The sequence below is a fragment of the Rhizobium pantanalense genome, from assembly GCF_030182525.1.
In the GTDB taxonomy this organism is placed as follows: Bacteria; Pseudomonadota; Alphaproteobacteria; order Rhizobiales; family Rhizobiaceae; genus Rhizobium.
On sequence record NZ_JAQJCH010000006.1, the window covers coordinates 610477 to 627081 of the forward strand.

12 protein-coding genes, 3 tRNA genes and 1 pseudogene are annotated in these 16605 nt (G+C 59.6%); 11 read left to right on the forward strand and 5 right to left on the reverse strand.

All coding sequences use genetic code 11. From position 1 onward, the window contains the following. Window positions 1–183 precede the first annotated feature (183 nt). Window positions 184–951 (reverse strand): DsbA family protein, encoded by a 768-nt coding sequence (locus tag PH558_RS18920; protein ID WP_285206000.1) that lies wholly within the window; start codon window positions 949–951, stop codon window positions 184–186. Between the two features lie 212 nt (window positions 952–1163). On the opposite strand from PH558_RS18920, the gene PH558_RS18925 reads away from it, so the two are divergent. Further along, window positions 1164–2321, forward strand: coding sequence for a pyridoxal phosphate-dependent aminotransferase (locus PH558_RS18925; protein WP_285206001.1), 1158 nt, complete (start codon window positions 1164–1166; stop codon window positions 2319–2321). A 667-nt stretch (window positions 2322–2988) separates the two neighbouring features. Here the strand turns inward: PH558_RS18925 and PH558_RS18930 are convergent. Continuing rightward, window positions 2989–5416, reverse strand: a pseudogene (locus PH558_RS18930) (Rne/Rng family ribonuclease); the annotation flags it as partial. 642 nt (window positions 5417–6058) lie between these two features. On the opposite strand from PH558_RS18930, the gene PH558_RS18935 reads away from it, so the two are divergent. The 3 genes from PH558_RS18935 (at window position 6059) to prfB (ending at window position 11288) form a co-directional block, all read left to right on the forward strand. Then, entirely contained in the window at window positions 6059–7309 is a 1251-nt protein-coding gene (locus PH558_RS18935; protein WP_483314165.1) for an N-acetylmuramoyl-L-alanine amidase, read from the forward strand. Window positions 7310–7567: 258 nt separating this feature from the next. Further along, entirely contained in the window at window positions 7568–10030 is a 2463-nt protein-coding gene (locus tag PH558_RS18940; RefSeq protein WP_095434565.1) for a penicillin-binding protein 1A, read from the forward strand. 126 nt (window positions 10031–10156) lie between these two features. Further along, a protein-coding gene (gene prfB, locus PH558_RS18945) for a peptide chain release factor 2 (protein ID WP_112303558.1) occupies window positions 10157–11288 on the forward strand; the annotation gives its coding sequence in 2 pieces (ribosomal slippage) (window positions 10157–10225 and window positions 10227–11288; 1131 coding nt in all). Window positions 11289–11394: 106 nt separating this feature from the next. Here prfB and PH558_RS18950 read toward each other — a convergent pair. Continuing rightward, on the reverse strand, window positions 11395–12168 hold the full coding sequence (locus tag PH558_RS18950) for an NAD kinase (RefSeq protein ID WP_285206006.1): 774 nt from the start codon (window positions 12166–12168) through the stop codon (window positions 11395–11397). Between the two features lie 158 nt (window positions 12169–12326). Between PH558_RS18950 and PH558_RS18955 the strand changes: the two genes are divergently transcribed. The 3 genes from PH558_RS18955 to PH558_RS18965 all read left to right on the forward strand — a co-directional run bounded on the left by PH558_RS18955 (window position 12327) and on the right by PH558_RS18965 (window position 13244). After that, window positions 12327–12402, forward strand: a tRNA-Thr gene (locus tag PH558_RS18955). Between the two features lie 133 nt (window positions 12403–12535). After that, window positions 12536–12805, forward strand: a complete 270-nt coding sequence (locus PH558_RS18960) for a hypothetical protein (protein ID WP_285206007.1) — start codon at window positions 12536–12538, stop codon at window positions 12803–12805. A gap of 145 nt (window positions 12806–12950) precedes the next feature. Continuing rightward, window positions 12951–13244 (forward strand): hypothetical protein, encoded by a 294-nt coding sequence (locus PH558_RS18965; RefSeq protein WP_152094270.1) that lies wholly within the window; start codon window positions 12951–12953, stop codon window positions 13242–13244. 58 nt (window positions 13245–13302) lie between these two features. On the opposite strand, the gene PH558_RS18970 is transcribed toward PH558_RS18965, so the two are convergent. Both PH558_RS18970 and rlmB read right to left on the reverse strand, forming a co-directional pair. Next, a complete protein-coding gene (locus tag PH558_RS18970; RefSeq protein WP_095434569.1) occupies window positions 13303–13992 on the reverse strand; it encodes an AprI/Inh family metalloprotease inhibitor in 690 nt (229 codons plus the stop codon). 40 nt (window positions 13993–14032) lie between these two features. Further along, window positions 14033–14941 (reverse strand): 23S rRNA (guanosine(2251)-2'-O)-methyltransferase RlmB, encoded by a 909-nt coding sequence (gene rlmB, locus PH558_RS18975; RefSeq protein ID WP_285206010.1) that lies wholly within the window; start codon window positions 14939–14941, stop codon window positions 14033–14035. 198 nt (window positions 14942–15139) lie between these two features. Here rlmB and PH558_RS18980 point away from each other — a divergent pair. The 4 genes from PH558_RS18980 to PH558_RS18995 form a co-directional block, all read left to right on the forward strand. After that, window positions 15140–15224, forward strand: a tRNA-Tyr gene (locus PH558_RS18980). A 25-nt stretch (window positions 15225–15249) separates the two neighbouring features. Next, window positions 15250–15323: transfer RNA gene (locus PH558_RS18985), tRNA-Gly, on the forward strand. A gap of 216 nt (window positions 15324–15539) precedes the next feature. Next, window positions 15540–15968 carry a DUF3597 domain-containing protein gene (locus PH558_RS18990; RefSeq protein WP_095434657.1) on the forward strand — a complete coding sequence of 143 codons (429 nt, stop codon included), beginning with the start codon at window positions 15540–15542 and terminating at the stop codon, window positions 15966–15968. Window positions 15969–16365: 397 nt separating this feature from the next. Further along, window positions 16366–16605: GTP-binding protein (locus tag PH558_RS18995; RefSeq protein WP_234836723.1), on the forward strand; the 240-nt coding region annotated here is incomplete at its 3' end.

Below are 16605 nucleotides of genomic sequence, written 5' to 3' on the forward strand. Positions count from 1 at the left end.
CAACCTATAGACTCCCAAGGCTCTGTAGGAAAGCCCTGGCACGAAGGTTGCGTGCCTCTAGGTGTGGAAACGCCGCGATTTTGGCATTTTTGCGCCATGCTGTGTCGCGGAACCGCTCCGAAGCTCTTAAAAAAGCGAATAGGCCTCTTGATTACCGCTTTTGAGAGTGGGTGTTTGCTCCGTTCAGCAGCTCGTCTTGCCGCAGCTGCGAACGTTGGCGATCTTCTCTTTGAGGGCATCGAGCCCGATGGCGCCCGAAACCATCTCGTTGCCGATGACATAGGCCGGCGTGCCGGTGACGTTGAGATCGGAGGCAAGCTGATAGGTCGCCTTGATCATGTCGGTGTTCGGCGCTTTTGCCATTTCGGCGCGGATGGCCGCTTCGCTGACACCGAGCGAGGTGGCGACATCGATGGCGGTGTCTTCGGAAGCGCGGCCGTCGCTGCCCAGCAGCTTGTGATGGAACTCGGCATATTTTTCCGGCGCGAGCAGGCGGAATGCGCTGGATACCCGGGAAGCGGCAACTGAATCCTGACCGAGGATCGGGAATTCCTTCAGCACGAAACGAACATTCTTGTCCTGCTGCAGAAGCTTGTCCATATCGCCGAGCGCATGCCGGCAATAGGTGCAGTTATAGTCGAAGAACTCGACGACGGTGATATCGCCCTTCGGATTGCCGATGGCCACGTCATCCTTGGAGTTGAAGATCGTATCCTTGTTCTGGGTGATCACCTGGGCCGACTGCGCAATGCGGGCTTCATCCTGCTTCTTTTCAAGCGCGGCCTGTGCATCGAGCAGTACCTCCGGGTGCTCGACGAGATATTCCTTGATGAAATCCCCGATTTCCTTCTTCTGCTGGTCGTCCAGCGCGGCGGCCGGCTGGATCATGGCGAAGGACGCTGTCAGGGCAATCGCCGAAACCGTCAGCAGGCGTTTGAGAGAAAAGGTCATTGGGTCCTCGTTTGGATCTGGGCGGAGACGTCATTCTCGCATGCGCAATAACATCGTCGGGTTAACATCCGCAAATAGGCATCGACAATTTACGGTGCGTCCTTACTTCCAGAAACAGGAATTTTCACGACAATGCCGCAATCGCAGGATTGTGAACGAGCCGATATTGCGGCAAATGTCGCTTGCCAATCCGATCCGAGAGAGAATTGATCTTGTTTTCCCTATCCAAGCGCAGCGATGTCGAACCCTTTCATGCCATGGATGTGCTCGCGGAAGCGACGCGGCGTCGCCAGGCTGGGCATTCCGTCATTTCCATGGCGGTTGGGCAACCCTCACATCCAGCGCCCCAAGCGGCGTTGGAGGCGGCGCGCGCAGCTCTCGGCCATGGCCGCATCGGTTACACGGATGCGCTCGGCACTCTGGCCCTGCGGCAGGCGCTTTCCGCCCATTACCAAGTACGCCACGGCCTCAGCATCGATCCGAAGCGCATTGCGATCACGACCGGATCGTCGGCCGGCTTCAATCTTGCCTTCCTGACCTTGTTCGACGCCGGCGACTGCGTCGCGATCGCCCGCCCGGGCTATCCGGCTTACCGCAACATTCTTGCCGCACTCGGTCTCGATGTCGTCGAGGTGCCGGTCACAGAGGAGACGCAGTTTACGTTGACGCCCGAGAGCCTGGAGGCAGCACAGGCTGAAAGCGGTAAGCGCCTGAAGGGCGTGCTGCTCGCAAGCCCCGCCAATCCTACAGGCACGGTGACGGGCAGGGCGGCCTTGAAGGCGCTGGCTGATTATTGCGCGGATAGTTCCATCGCCTTCATCTCCGACGAGATCTACCACGGCCTGACCTTCGTCGGCGAGGAGACGAGCGCGCTGGAGCTGACGGACGAGGCGATCGTCATCAATTCCTTCTCGAAATATTACTGCATGACCGGCTGGCGCATCGGCTGGATGGTCTTGCCGGAGCGGCTGGTTCGCCCCATCGAGCGCGTGGCCCAGAGCCTCTACATTTCCGCACCGGAACTGTCGCAGATTGCCGCCGAGGCGGCGCTCGGCGCAGGTGCCGAACTGGATGTCTATCGCGAGAGCTACGGCCGCAACCGCGATTTCCTGATGCGCCGACTGCCGGAAATCGGCTTCCGCATCGCCTCGCCGATGGATGGCGCTTTCTACGCCTATGTCGATGTCAGCCGCTTCACGAACGACAGCATGGCCTTTGCCCGAAAGATGCTGGCGGAAATCAATGTCGCTACCACGCCTGGCCTCGACTTCGATCCCGTGGAAGGACATCGCGCGATGCGCATCTCCTATGCCGGCTCGAATGCCGAGATCGAGGAAGCCACCGAACGCATGGCCGCCTGGCTGAAATAGATTCTGGAATCAATCAATTACACAGCAGTTTTAAAGTGCTGCAGCGACCCTTTGTGCGTCACGTATGACGCGCGGCGCTGAAGGGATGTGCAGGAGCCTGTGGCCATATGCGTAAAAGCCTGTGAGACAAAAAATCCGGCCGCGTCGCCACGGCCGGATTTTGAATTCATCGCGAATTGATCTTCTTAGAAGAAGCCGCGGCGTTGCCACCAGCCGGCTTTCTTCGGCTTGGTCGGCTCTCCGTCGCTCTCGCTACCTTCGTTAGCGCGAGTGGATTTCACCACCGGAGCAGAGGAGGAAACGTTGGATTCGCGGTTGGCGCGAGCCGGCTTGGCTACCTCCTCAGACGCTTCGGACGCCGCCGCGTCTGCCGAATTGTCCATAACGTCGGCGATCTCGGCAACTGCCTCGATTTCGACATCCGCTGTAGGCGCTTCCTCGACAGCGGGCGTCTCGACCGGCGATGCTTCGACAGCCTTTGCCTTGCGGCGACCGCGCCCCTTGGCGGGCTTGACGTCTTCGGTAACGACGGCTGCCGTTTCGACCGCTGCCATGGCGGGCTGCGCCTCGACGGCGGCTTCGCCTTCGGCAACCGCGATCTCGGCCACCGTTAAGGTTGCGTCGTCGCCGTCTTCTGCATCATTTTCATCAGCTTCGCCGGAACCGGCTTCCTCACCTGCTGCAATCTGTTCGTTGCCTTCGTTTTCACGATTGCGTCGGCCGCCACGCTTGCCGCGACGACGGCGCTTGCGCTTCTGCTGTGCGTCATCGTCACTGCCGGAGGATGCGGTATTTTCCGCACCGGCATCAGCTTCGTCGTCGTCACCTTCTTCACCGTCCGCATCCTCAGCGACACTGGCGGCTGAGCCTGCCTCGGAAGCCGGGGCAGCTTGGGTATCGTTGCTACGGCCACGGCGCCGGCGACGACGCTTGCGCTTGCGGTTGCCATCATTGCCTTCGGAGCGAGCCGATGGCTGCTGCTCGGTATTCGCAGCCTTTTCTTCCAGCTCTTCGTCTTCCTCCTCGTCCGCTTCAATGACGATATCGTCGTCATCGTCGTCCGGTATGGCTGCGAAGTTGAACAGGCTTTCGATCTTCACCGGATTGGCGACCGGCTCACCGCGGTCGATCGCGAAATGCTGCGTGCCGACGGCATTGTCGGCATCGATCACGATGGCGACGCCGAAGCGGCTTTCATAATCGATGATCGTCTGGCGCTTGTGATTGAGCAGATAGAGCGCAATGTCCGGCGTCGTGCGCACGGTGATGTCATGCGTCGTGTTCTTGAGCAGATATTCCTCGATGCCGCGCAGGACGTGCAAGGCGACGGAAGACTGCGAGCGCACGTGACCCGTGCCGCCGCAATGCGAGCAGATTTGCGTTGTGCTTTCGAGAACCGAGGCGCGGATGCGCTGGCGCGACATTTCCAGAAGACCGAAGTGCGAGATGCGGCCGACCTGGATGCGGGCGCGATCGTTCTTCAGGCATTCCTTCAGCTTTTTCTCGACAGCGCGGTTGTTGCGCTTCTCTTCCATGTCGATGAAGTCGATGACGATTAGGCCGGCCAAGTCGCGCAGGCGCAGCTGGCGCGCGATTTCCTCGGCGGCTTCCAGGTTCGTCTGGAGCGCGGTGTCCTCGATCGAATGTTCCCGGGTCGAACGGCCGGAGTTGACGTCGATCGATACCAGCGCTTCCGTCTGGTTCATGATCAGGTAGCCGCCGGACTTCAGCGTGACTTGTGGCTGCAGCATACGGTCGAGCTGCGCCTCGATGCCGGAGCGCGAGAAGATCGGATGGATGTCGCGATAGGGCTGAACCACCTTGGCATGGCTCGGCATCAGCATCTTCATGAAGTCTTTGGCTTCACGATAGCCTTCTTCGCCGGCAACGATGATCTCGCCGATATCCTTGTTGTAGAGGTCACGGATCGAGCGCTTGATCAGGCTGCCTTCTTCGTAGACGAGGCACGGCGCGGTCGAAGCCAGCGTCAGCGTGCGGACGTTTTCCCAGAGGCGCATCAGATATTCGAAATCGCGCTTGACCTCGACCTTGGTGCGGTTGGCACCGGCGGTACGCAGGATGACGCCCATGCCCTGCGGCACTTCGAGCATCTTGGCGATTTCCTTCAGGCGCTTGCGGTCCTGCGGATTGGTGATCTTGCGGGAAATGCCGCCGCCTCGCGCCGTGTTCGGCATCAGAACCGAATAGCGGCCTGCGAGCGAGAGATAGGTGGTCAGCGCCGCACCCTTGTTGCCGCGCTCTTCCTTGGCCACCTGCACCAGCAGGATCTGGCGGCGCTTGATGACTTCCTGGATGCGGTACTGCTTGCGCGGCTTGCGCTGGGCGCGATCGGGAACTTCTTCCATCGCGTCTTCGGCGCCGACGGATTCGATCACTTCCTCTTCATGGTCATGATCGTCATCATCATCGTCGTCATCGTGGCGGCGCTTGGAGGTCGCGACGTCTTCGGAGATCGAATCGGTTTCGACCATCGCGGCCATTTCGCCGGACGGTCCTTCCTCTTCCTCGCTCGGCGTATCGATGGCAGACGTTGCTTCCGGAGCCGGGGTTTCTTCGGCGGGCGCGTCCGCTACTGCCTTCTTGCGGCTGCGGCGCGGCTTTGCCTTCTTGGCCGGAGCTGCTTCTTCGGCGGGCGCGGCTGCCTCTGCGGCAGGGGCCTCTTCGCCGATCGCAGCCGGTACCTCGGCTTCTTCGCCTTCCTTCGCCACGATGCCGATATCGGGCTGTTCCTGCTGCGAAAGATCGAGCGCCGTCTCGACATGCTCGACATCATCGTCGCGGCGATGCTCTTCGGCCTCCGCCTTCAGAAGCGCCTGCCGGTCGGCCAGCGGGATCTGGTAGTAATCGGGATGGATTTCGGCAAAGGCCAGAAAGCCGTGCCGGTTGCCGCCGTAATCAACGAAGGCGGCCTGAAGCGAAGGTTCTACCCGCGTCACTTTTGCAAGATAGATGTTGCCGCGAATTTGCTTCTTGTGCTGTGACTCGAAGTCAAACTCTTCTATGCGGTTCCCGCGAACGACAACGACGCGCGTCTCTTCCTCGTGAGACGCATCGATAAGCATTTTGTCTGCCATGAAAGCTGTGCTCCTCGGCGCAGACAACCGGATGGGGGCCTGCCTGTCGCTGGGACAGGCCGGGTATGATCCGCAATTGTTGCACCGGATAATGAAAGTCGCGATTGGTTCGGCGATGACAGCATCCAGACGGCAGCCGGGGCATCATTTCCCTGGGGTCTGTTCACTTTCTGAAAAAGCTGCTGCGGTAACATCCGTAACCAAGCGAGATCGACTATGCCTTAGACCCACAAATGGGTCCGATGAATGTGCTCTCTAAAGAGCGTTTGGTGGCTCTCCACCGATGAATTTCCCGTTTGAAGCCGGAAATTCAGATATCCACTGTTTCGAGCGGAAGTACTGCAGACGGCGGATGAATGCCGCTTATTGGCGCCTGGTACTCGAGGCGGCTGCCTTTGCGACGACTCTATCCCGTCAACACTTCTACCCTAATATGCGTTGTATGTTTTATCTGTCACAATAGCAAGGGAAAAGCCAAGTATGCCATAATATTGATGGATTCGTCGGATGATGAGGACGCGGGAGGATGTCTTGTCGATTCGTCTCCCGGCGCATCATCGATGCAGCCATCAGGTCAAACCTGGTTCCCGTTATTGGGACTTCAAAAACAACGTCGAAACCAATATGGGGCGCGTTGAGCACTTGGTAAAGGGATTGCGGCATGTGGCGGAGAGTGGCGTGAGGGCTTTGCGATTTGCGGCAGCGGCCTTCGCTCTGGTGATTCTGGGTTCGGTTTCGACATTTGCGCCCGCCGCGGCGGCGGATGATACCGTGCTCGCCTATGGTGCCCGCATTGCCGGTGATGATGCCCGCACACGTATCGTCGTCGACATGGACCGGGCTCCCACCTTCACGGTTCATTATCTTGACAATCCCGTCCGCATCGTCGTCGATCTTCCGGCGACCGCATTCGGCTTTCCGACCGCCAATCTCAAGCCGACCGGCCTCTTCAAGGATATTCGCTACGGCACGATGGATGCGGACAGCGCTCGCATCGTGCTGACGGCAAAGAAAGCGGTAAAGTTGGTCACGGCCAAGGTTCAGGCCGATGAAAGCGGCAAGGGGCAGCGCCTCGTGCTAGATGCCGAGATGCTGCCGGCGGAACAATTCGCAGAACTCGTGAAGAAGCAGAACTGGACGAGCGACGACACCGCCAAGGATGTCGGTCCGGTCGAGCCGACGCAGAAGGCCGATCCGAATGTGTTCCTCGTTGCAGTCGATGCCGGTCATGGTGGTATCGACGCGGGCGCGACCGGTACGGACGGCGTCACGCAGGAAAAGGACATCACGCTCGCATTTGCGAAGATGTTTGCCGACAAGCTGAATGCGCAGCCTGGGATCAAGGCTTTCCTGACGCGCGACAAGGATCAGTATCTATCCCTGTCCGAACGCGTGACGATCGCTCGCCAGAATCGCGCCTCGCTCTTTATCTCGCTGCATGCCGATACGCTGAAGCAGAAGGATATTCGCGGCGCGACCGTCTATACCATCTCGGATAAGGCGTCGGATCGGCTCGCCAGCGAAGTGGCCGATCGTGAAAACAACTCCGATCAGATCGCCGGTGCCGAGGCTCAGACCCAGCCGGCCGCCGTCAACGACATTCTCATGGATCTGACGCGCCGCGAGACCCAAGCCTTCTCCATTTCACTGGCGCAGGATGTCCTGTCCTCGTTCAATGGCCAGATCTCCATGATCAACAATCCGCATCGTCATGCCGGCTTCCAGGTTCTGACGGCGCCGGACGTGCCCTCGATCCTGCTCGAACTCGGCTTTCTCTCCAACAAGGAGGACGAGAAGCTGCTGCTCGATCCCGACTGGCGGCAGAAGGTCGCCGACCGGCTGACGGAGGCGGTGAAGCAATATCGCGTATCGATTATCGCAAACGGCGGCTGAACGCATCGAAATGGACCGAGGGCCGTGGCTTCCATGTAACAGCGATGCATTTTAGGATTGGATGAAATTGGAATACCGACGGCGAGCCCTATTTTGCTCACATTCCCGCCGTTACAGCGAAGTATCATTTGCTCGCGTATGAAGCACGGCTTTGTCCCATTGCCGTCTTGCATTCACGCCGCGAGCGTGCAAAACGCCCGTGATTATGCGATGATCTCGCGCACGTGCCGCATGAAGAACAAGCACCGGTAGTATCAGATGATCAGACTGATTGGATATTTCTTTGGCCTCGGCTGCCTCCTATTTCTGGGTGCTGCGGCTGCGGCTGCCATCTATCTGAGCGTTGTCTCGAAGGAACTGCCCGATTACGAGGTGCTTGCCAAATACGCCCCGCCGGTAACGACACGCATTCACGCCGGAAACGGCGCGCTGATGAAGGAATATTCGCGCGAGAACCGGCTTTTCGTGCCGATCCAGGCCATTCCCGATCGCGTCAAGGCGGCCTTCCTTTCCGCGGAAGACAAGAATTTCTACAATCATCCCGGCGTCGATGTAGGTGGCCTCATCCGCGCCGTCGCCGTGAACCTGCAGAATATCGGTTCCGGCCGTCGCTTCGTCGGTGCATCGACCATCACGCAGCAGGTCGCCAAGAACTTCCTGCTGTCCGCCGACCAGACCTTCGACCGCAAGATCAAGGAAGCGATTCTCTCCTTCCGTATCGAACAGGCCTACAGCAAGGACAAGATCCTCGAGCTCTACCTGAACGAGATCTATTTCGGCCTCAATTCCTACGGTATCGCCGGCGCAGCACTCACCTATTTCGACAAGTCGGTCAACGAACTGACCATCGCCGAATCGGCTTACCTGGCATCTCTTCCGAAGGGTCCGTCGAACTACAATCCCTTCCGCCGCGCCGAGGCAGCGCTCACCCGCCGCAACTGGGTGATCGATCGCATGGTCGAGAATGGCTATGTCAGCCAGAGCGACGGCGAAGAGGCGAAGAAGCAGCCACTCGGCGTCGTGCCGCCGAAGAGCGGCCCTTCGCTCTTTGCCTCCGACTATTTTGCCGAAGAGGTTCGCCGCCAGTTGATTGACCAGTATGGCGAAAAGACCCTTTATGAAGGCGGCCTTTCCGTTCGTACGTCGCTCGATCCGCAGATGCAGCTGGAAGCCCGCAAGGCGCTGCAGGATGGTCTGATCGATTATGACGAGCGCCGCGGTTACCGTGGCCCGCTCAAACAAATTGCCACCTCGCAGGATTGGGGCGCCGAGCTCGCCAAGGTGCCAAGCCTGACCGACGTGCCGGAATGGAAGGTTGCCGTCGTCCTTTCCGTATCCGATCAAGGCGTTGATATCGGTCTGCAGCCCCGCGTCGATGCCGCCGGCAAGGTATCGACGGAGCGGACGCGCGGTACGATCGCTCCCGCCGACATGCGCTGGGCCTATCGCTCGGCTGGCGGCAAGTCAGTCAAATCGCCAAGTGGCGTATTGAGCCCCGGTGACGTGATTTACGTGCAGAAGACCGGCAATGCCGATTCGAGCAGCTATCGCCTGCGCCAGCCGCCGAAGGTGCAGGGCGGTCTCGTTGCCATGGACCCGCATACCGGCCGTGTACTCGCCATGGTTGGTGGCTTCTCCTACGCGCAGTCCGAGTTCAATCGCGCCACACAGGCCAAGCGTCAGCCGGGTTCGTCGTTCAAGCCCTTCGTTTACGCTGCCGCCATGGACAACGGCTATACGCCGGCCTCGGTCATTCTGGACGATCCGCTGCAGATCACGCTTAGCAATGGCGATGTCTGGAAGCCGACGAATTACGAAGGCGAGGGCGGCGGCGTCCATACGCTTCGTTTCGCCATCGAACACTCGCGCAACCTCATGACGGTGCGTCTCGCTTCCGACATGGGCATGCCGCTGGTTGCCGAATATGCCGAGCGCTTCGGTATCTACGACCATATGAACCCGGTGCTGGCCATGTCGCTCGGCGCCGGCGAAACGACGGTGCTGCGCATGGTTTCGGCCTATTCGGTCATTGCCAATGGCGGCAAGCAGATCAAGCCGACGCTGATCGACCGCATTCAGGACCGCTACGGCAAGACCATCTTCAGGCATGAGGAACGCGTCTGCGACAATTGTAACGTCAGCGCCTGGCAGAATCAGGACGAGCCCGTGATCGCCGACAATCGCGAACAGGTGCTCGATCCCATGACGGCCTATCAGGTCACGTCGATGATGCAGGGCGTCATCATCCGCGGCACGGCCGCCGGCAAGATCAAGCTCAACACCGATGTCGCCGGCAAGACGGGCACCACCAACGAAGAGAAGGATGCCTGGTTCGTCGGCTTCACGCCGAGCCTCGTCGCCGGCCTTTACGTCGGCTACGATACGCCGACCCCGCTTGGTCGCGGTGGCACTGGCAGCGGACTTGCCGCGCCGATCTTCAACGAGTTCATGCAGGCCGCCACGAAGGATGAGGCGCCTGAGAAGTTCCAGGTTCCGGCCGGCATGACGATGGTTGCCGTCAACCGCGCAACCGGCATGGCCGCGCAGCCCGGCGAACCGAATGCCATCATGGAAGCCTTCAAGCCCGGCACAGGGCCGGCTACCAGCCTGCAGGTCATTGGCGGCGGCGATGCCGCGGCTCAGGTGGCGCCCGAGGAAATCCTCAGAACATCGCCGCAGGCGAACCAGGCGGTCACCTCCGGATCCGGCGGTCTCTTCTGATCCGACCCTATTTGTCTGATCGACATGCCGCGGGGCTTTACACCAGCGGCATGTATATCTATGTCACCAGCACTCTTTGAATTGGATGACCGCTTGTCTTGAGCGGTGAACTGAAGAAGTGGGATTATGCGAGCCGAAATCGAGAAAATAGTCGATGAAACCAAGCAGGCTATCACCCTGCTGAGGAGGCATCTTTGACTGGGACCAGGCGATAAGACGACTGGACTGGTTGAACAACAAGTCAGAGGATCCGACCCTCTGGAACGACGCTGCTGAAGCGCAGAAGCTGATGCGCGAGCGCCAGCAGCTTGACGACGGCATCAGTGGCGTGCGCGCGCTGGAACAGCAGCTCGCCGACAATGTCGAGCTGATCGAGCTTGGCGAAGAAGAAGGCGACGCCGATGTCGTTCGCGAGGCTGAAGAAGCGCTCAAGGGCTTGAAGGCGGAGGCCGCGCGCCGGCAGGTGGAAGCCATGCTTTCGGGCGAGGCCGACGGCAATGACACCTACCTCGAAGTCCACTCCGGCGCCGGCGGCACCGAGAGCCAGGACTGGGCGAACATGCTTCTGCGCATGTACACCCGCTGGGCCGAACGCCAGCGTTTCAAGGTGGAGCTGCTGGAAGTCCATGACGGCGAAGAAGCCGGCATCAAGTCCGCGACTTTGCTCGTCAAGGGCCACAATGCCTATGGCTGGCTGAAGACCGAATCGGGCGTGCATCGTCTCGTGCGCATCTCGCCCTATGACAGCAATGCGCGCCGTCACACGTCGTTCTCGTCGATCTGGGTCTACCCGGTCGTCGACGACTCGATCCAGATCGAGATCAACGAAAGCGATTGCCGCATCGATACGTACCGCTCGTCGGGCGCCGGCGGTCAGCACGTCAACACGACCGATTCGGCCGTGCGCATCACGCATATCCCGACCGGGATCGTCGTGCAGTGCCAGCAGGAACGTTCGCAGCACAAGAACCGCGCCAAGGCATGGGACATGCTGCGCGCCCGCATGTACGAGGCCGAATTGATGAAGCGGGAAGAGGCTGCCAATGCCGAAGCCGCCTCCAAGACGGACATCGGCTGGGGTCATCAGATCCGCTCCTATGTCCTGCAGCCCTACCAGCTGGTCAAGGACTTGCGCACCGGCGTTTCCAGCACGGCGCCGAGCGACGTTCTGGATGGTGATCTCAACGAGTTCATGGAAGCAGCCCTTGCGCATCGCATCAGCGGTGCTGCCGATGCCGTCATCGACGACGTCGAATAAGGTCGTATCCGCTCACGCATGAAAAAAGCCCCGTCTCCGGGGCTTTTTTTACGGTACATCCTGCCTTGTTGCTTCTGCCCTTTTGGGCTTGGCACAGATGTCTCGCTCAATCCGAGAATTGTTCCGCCAGGATCCTGTCCGACCAAGACCTGTCCGGATCGGAAAGAATGCGGGCCGTCGTATCTTCGCTCTGGCGGATCTGAATGCCGAGGACCGACTTGACTTCGGTATTGTCAGCGGCGGCGTTGACCGGACGCTTCTCCGCTTCAAGCACGGTGATGTCGACAGTCACCTTGTTCGGAAGGAGCGCGCCGCGCCAGCGGCGGGGACGGAAGGCGCTGACGGGCGTCATGGCAAGCAGCGGCGCTTCCAGCGGCAAGATGGGGCCGTGGGCGGAGAGATTGTAAGCGGTGGAGCCAGCCGGCGTCGTCACCATCAGCCCGTCGCAGATCAGTTCTGGCAGGCGAACCCGCCCGTCGATCTCCACCTTCAGCTTTGCCGTCTGATAGGATTGACGAAACAGCGAGACTTCATTGATGGCGAGCGCGACGCAGGAGCTGCCGTCAGCATTGCGGGTGGTCATCTGCAGAGGGTGAAATGCGTTTTCGACAGCTGCTTCGATGCGCTCGGCCAAGCCATCCGTGCGGTAGTCGTTCATCAGGAAGCCGATGGAGCCGCGATTCATCCCATAAACGCGTTTACCGGTGTTCATCGTCTTGTGCAGCGTCTGCAGCATGAAGCCATCGCCACCGAGAGCCACGACAATATCCGCATTTTCCTGCGGTGCCTGGCCGTAGAGGCGAATAAGCTCCTCCTGCGCCGCTTGAGCCTCTGGCGCGGGGGAGGCGAGAAAACAAACGGATTGAAGATTGCGCGACATGCAATGTCCTCTGAATAGCGATTCTTCGTAATGTTATTCCCCTGCCGCGACAAGACGTTTCGCTCGAACTGGTGAATCGGTCGATCCCCAGCTTTAACGTGGATCGGCCGATTTTCCCTTTACAGGATTTCAAAGTCTGTTATTTGGCATGCCCATACGCCCTTGTAGCTCAGTTGGTAGAGCACCTGATTTGTAATCAGGGGGTCGCGGGTTCGAACCCTGCCGGGGGCACCATTTTTTCCTGAATATCGTCGATCGTTTCATCTCCGCTATGGAAAACCGGCGGCAACGACATAATATCTCGTTGCTAACGGGCTCCGAACGCTCGTCACAGTCATCAATCCTATATTCGTGTGCCTGGAACCATATGCCGAGCAAGCCCAAGAAGCCTAAACTCGAACACTCCGAGCTTTCGGGTGAATTTACTGACGATGGCGTGACCGTCCTGGTTGATATATTTCGCCCGGCCGGCACCAATGCCGACTGGCGGATGGAGGTCATCACGCCGGAGGAAGACCTGATCGAATGGGAAGAGCCCTTCGCGACCGACCGCGACGCATTCGACGAGTTCCTTGCGACGATTGCGCGCGACGGCATCCGGTCGTTCTTCGACGAAGCGGACCCTATGGTTCACTGAACCTGCCGATAGGTCCTGGCGAGCACATCAAATCGCTCTCGGTTCTTCGCGCATCCATTCGCCTGCCTACTCGGGATTGTGGACGCATTTACAACGTCGGAAATCGGCATACACTTCATCCATGAATGGTGGGGAGGACACGTTCATGCGCGAGATATCGCGGCATGTCGTCTTGGGATTGCCGCTCGTCATGATCACGGCGTTTACAGGCGCATCAGCATTGGCTGGTGAAAACTGCTACTGTAAAAATGCGGATGGAAAGCAGCATGCGGTCGGCGAGGTCGCCTGTATGACCGTCGGGGGGCGGAGCTACCTCGCGCAGTGCGAAATGAACCTCAATGTCACCTCCTGGGCGAAGCTGCAGGATGGCTGCCCCGTTACCGAGAGGGTGCTTTGGCGCCAATCGGCCTGGCACCCGGCGCCGATGATCGTACGATAAGCGTTTCGTGCTTGATTTAGCGCTCGCGGTGAGCGTGCTTAGATATGCTTCAGCCGGCCTATTTGCGGACCAGCAGCAGCGGCTCGCCTTCCTCTTCCTCGGACTTCTGAAAACTGCCGTCGGGCTTCATATCAAAAGAGAGCGAGGAGCCATCGCTGCCCAGCATGACAAGTCCGAACCCTTCTGTCGCCCAAAGGGAAAGCTTGAGGTCGCCGACTTCGCCGGAGCAGTTGCCGCTCGAAGACATCTTGGCGGTGCCGTCCTGATCCTTGTCGGTGGTGAGCGTGATATCGCAGACGGGCTTGCCGTCCGGTGTCTGGATGCGCCACGCGCCTGCAAGGCTTGCAGTGGTCGGCACATGATCGACATCGCCGAGCGCCGGCAGCAGCCAGGTCGGGTCACCGCCCTCGCTTTCCCACGGCGAGCCTTCCTCCTGCTGGAAGCGCACGAGAGGCTTGCCCCCACCATCCGCGATCGCCAGCGATCCGTCATCGGTGAAATTCCATATCTTGGCCGTGGCGAGTGCGGGGAGCGGCGTCGTGCACGCGTCTGCCCCCGTAATCTCGTAGCCGCCGGACACCGTATTCGTCCCGAAGATGAGGCGGCAGCCCTTGGCGCCGCTTTCCGGCGCAACCAGCCAGACACCGGCTTGCGCCTGGATCATTTCGTCATCGGCAGCATGTGCCGGTTGGACCATGGTCAAAGCAAGGGCGGCGGCAATCGCCGCGGGACCAAGAAGACGAATCAAAGCAAATTCTCCCAACGTGCTGCGGCCGCCAAAAGCGCCACTATGATTTGAGATAGGACCGCGTCGCATATAGCGCGATCGCGGCGGCATTCGAGACATTCAGCGACTTGATGGCGCCGGGCATATCGAGCCGAGCGAGAGCATTCACCGTTTCCCGGGTCTTCTGGCGCAGGCCCTTGCCCTCGGAGCCGAGCACGAGCGCGATCTTGTCACCGCTGAAGGTGCCTTCCAGCGGTGCCGGGCCTTCCGAATCAAGCCCGATGGTCGTGAAGCCGAGACGGTGCAGCTCCCCGAGCGCATCGGCGAGATTGGTGATCTGTATATAAGGTATGAGTTCCAGCGCGCCCGAGGCCGATTTTGCCATCACGCCTGATTCTGTCGGGCTGTGGCGCTGCGTGGTAATGACCGCACCCGCATCGAAAGCGACGGCCGAACGCATGATGGCGCCGACATTGTGCGGATCCGTCACCTGATCGAGAACCAGCAGCAGCGGACTGTCTTTCAATGCCTCGAGGCGGCGCACGGGCAGGGGGCGCGTTTCCAGCATGACGCCCTGATGAATAGCCTCCGGACCAAGCACCTTGTCGATATCCTGCGGCGAGACGATCTCGACGGGGATGCCGAGTTGATCGGCGGGGCCAACCTCCAGCCGTACCAGGGCATTCTGCGTCGTGGACAGCTTGACGTTCTTGCGTTGTGGATTGCTCAGCGCCGCCCGAACCGTATGCAGGCCATAGAGAAAGACCTGATCGGGCGCGAGCGCCGGCGGCTTCCAATCGTCAGCGCCGGCCTTCTTGCGCTTCTGTGGCGTGGGCGTCGGGATTTCGCCACGCTCGCGCTTGGCATCGCGATGCGCGCGGCGCAGCGTAGCATAATGAGTGTCCTTGGCCGAGCGGTCGCCGGCGGTGCTGTCTTGGCCCTGACGGCCGGATGATTTGTCTTTGCTCATGCGGCTTTATAACCAGCGCCTTCCTGAGCGCCTAGCCTCTTTCAGTGCCGGGCTTTTCCCACAGGCCGAAATTTTTTCGTCATTTTTGGCAATTCCTTGTGTTGACAGACGGAAATCGTCCGGTCATATACGCGGCGCAGATGACGGCGGCGACGCTAACGTCTAGCAAGCTTGGTCGCAAGATCCAGTCGGAAAACTGGAGGGATGCCCGAGTGGTTAAAGGGGACGGACTGTAAATCCGTTGGCTCAGCCTACGTTGGTTCAAATCCAACTCCCTCCACCATTCCGTGCCGGATCTTGACCATCCCGCGGGTATAGCTCAATGGTAGAGCAGCAGCCTTCCAAGCTGAATACGCGGGTTCGATTCCCGCTACCCGCTCCAAGAATTTCAATTTGTTAGCATCTTCACTCGTTCTTCGCCACGCGGAAACGGTATTGTGCTTGCAATCCTTAGTCGGTGCCCTCATGGCCGCTTTGATCACGGCGTGCCTTGCCGGCGCGCCCCGGCATTCCCGTCTTTGCATATTTGACATGAAGGGTTGCTTATATTTGCGCGAGCGATACATATTGCTCAGGCAACCGAAACGGGAGAGCGCAAATGGGTATCTTCGACAAGATCAAGGGTGCAATCTGGGGAGAAGCAAAGGCTGCGGAGGCCGCTCCTGCACCGACGACGACAGCTGCAACTGCCAATCCGGCGCCTGCGCCGACGCCGGCTCCTTCAGCGACGACGGCAGCAACGTCGCCTGCCACCAGCGCGCCGTCCGCTCCAGTGGATATCGCCTCGATCCTCGATGCTGCCGTCAAGAAGAGCGGCCAGAAGCTGGACTGGAAACATTCGATCGTAGACCTCATGAAGGCACTCGGCATGGATGCGAGCCTTTCCGAGCGCAAGGAGCTCGCTCAGGAGCTCGGCTATACCGGCGATGCCGGCGATTCCGCCAAGATGAACATATTCCTCCACAAGGCTCTTCTGAAGAAGCTAGCGGACAATGGCGGCAAGGTGCCGGCCGATCTTCTCGATTGATCGCTGCAAAGCTTCGGCGTGTCCGGTCGGCCGCGTCGAATGATGCATCGTGACAAGCGACGCTTGATCGTTTGATAATTCTGCGCCCTTTCCTGCCGGAAGGGCGCTTTGCGTTTAAGAGCGGACGAATGCCTCGCCCTCTATCGGCACTGGAATTCTTAACCGTGCCTCCCTATCTAAGCGCCTGAACCGGCAAATGCTTTTTTGTCTTTCCGGATCGGCCGGCGGACCTTATGCGGCGAAGGAATGTTGATGGCTTGAGATCATCCGCCATCGGCCAGGCTTCGCCCGGAATAGGGCCTGCAATTAAGTCTTGCGCAAATGCGATGAAAGCCTTAAACGGCGGCACTAAACCGGTTCGCCGGGGTCACTCATTACGTTCATAGGAAGCATTCAAATGGCAAAGAGTAAGTTTGAGCGCAATAAGCCGCACGTTAATATCGGGACGATCGGTCACGTTGACCACGGCAAGACGTCGTTGACGGCAGCGATCACGAAGTACTTCGGCGAGTTCAAGGCGTATGACCAAATCGACGCTGCTCCGGAAGAGAAGGCTCGTGGCATCACGATCTCGACGGCCCACGTTGAATACGAGACGCCGAACCGCCACTATGCGCACGTTGACTGCCCCGGCCAC

What these genes read in the sequence shown, in the direction of transcription:
- PH558_RS18920 (WP_285206000.1), bottom strand. Translation starts at nt 951, where the DNA reads ATGACCTTTTCTCTCAAACGCCTGCTGACGGTTTCGGCGATTGCCCTG.
- PH558_RS18940 (WP_095434565.1), top strand. Translation starts at nt 7,568, where the DNA reads ATGATCAGACTGATTGGATATTTCTTTGGCCTCGGCTGCCTCCTATTT.
- PH558_RS18950 (WP_285206006.1), bottom strand. Translation starts at nt 12,168, where the DNA reads ATGTCGCGCAATCTTCAATCCGTTTGTTTTCTCGCCTCCCCCGCGCCA.
- PH558_RS18960 (WP_285206007.1), top strand. Translation starts at nt 12,536, where the DNA reads ATGCCGAGCAAGCCCAAGAAGCCTAAACTCGAACACTCCGAGCTTTCG.
- PH558_RS18965 (WP_152094270.1), top strand. Translation starts at nt 12,951, where the DNA reads ATGCGCGAGATATCGCGGCATGTCGTCTTGGGATTGCCGCTCGTCATG.
- rlmB (WP_285206010.1), bottom strand. Translation starts at nt 14,941, where the DNA reads ATGAGCAAAGACAAATCATCCGGCCGTCAGGGCCAAGACAGCACCGCC.
- PH558_RS18990 (WP_095434657.1), top strand. Translation starts at nt 15,540, where the DNA reads ATGGGTATCTTCGACAAGATCAAGGGTGCAATCTGGGGAGAAGCAAAG.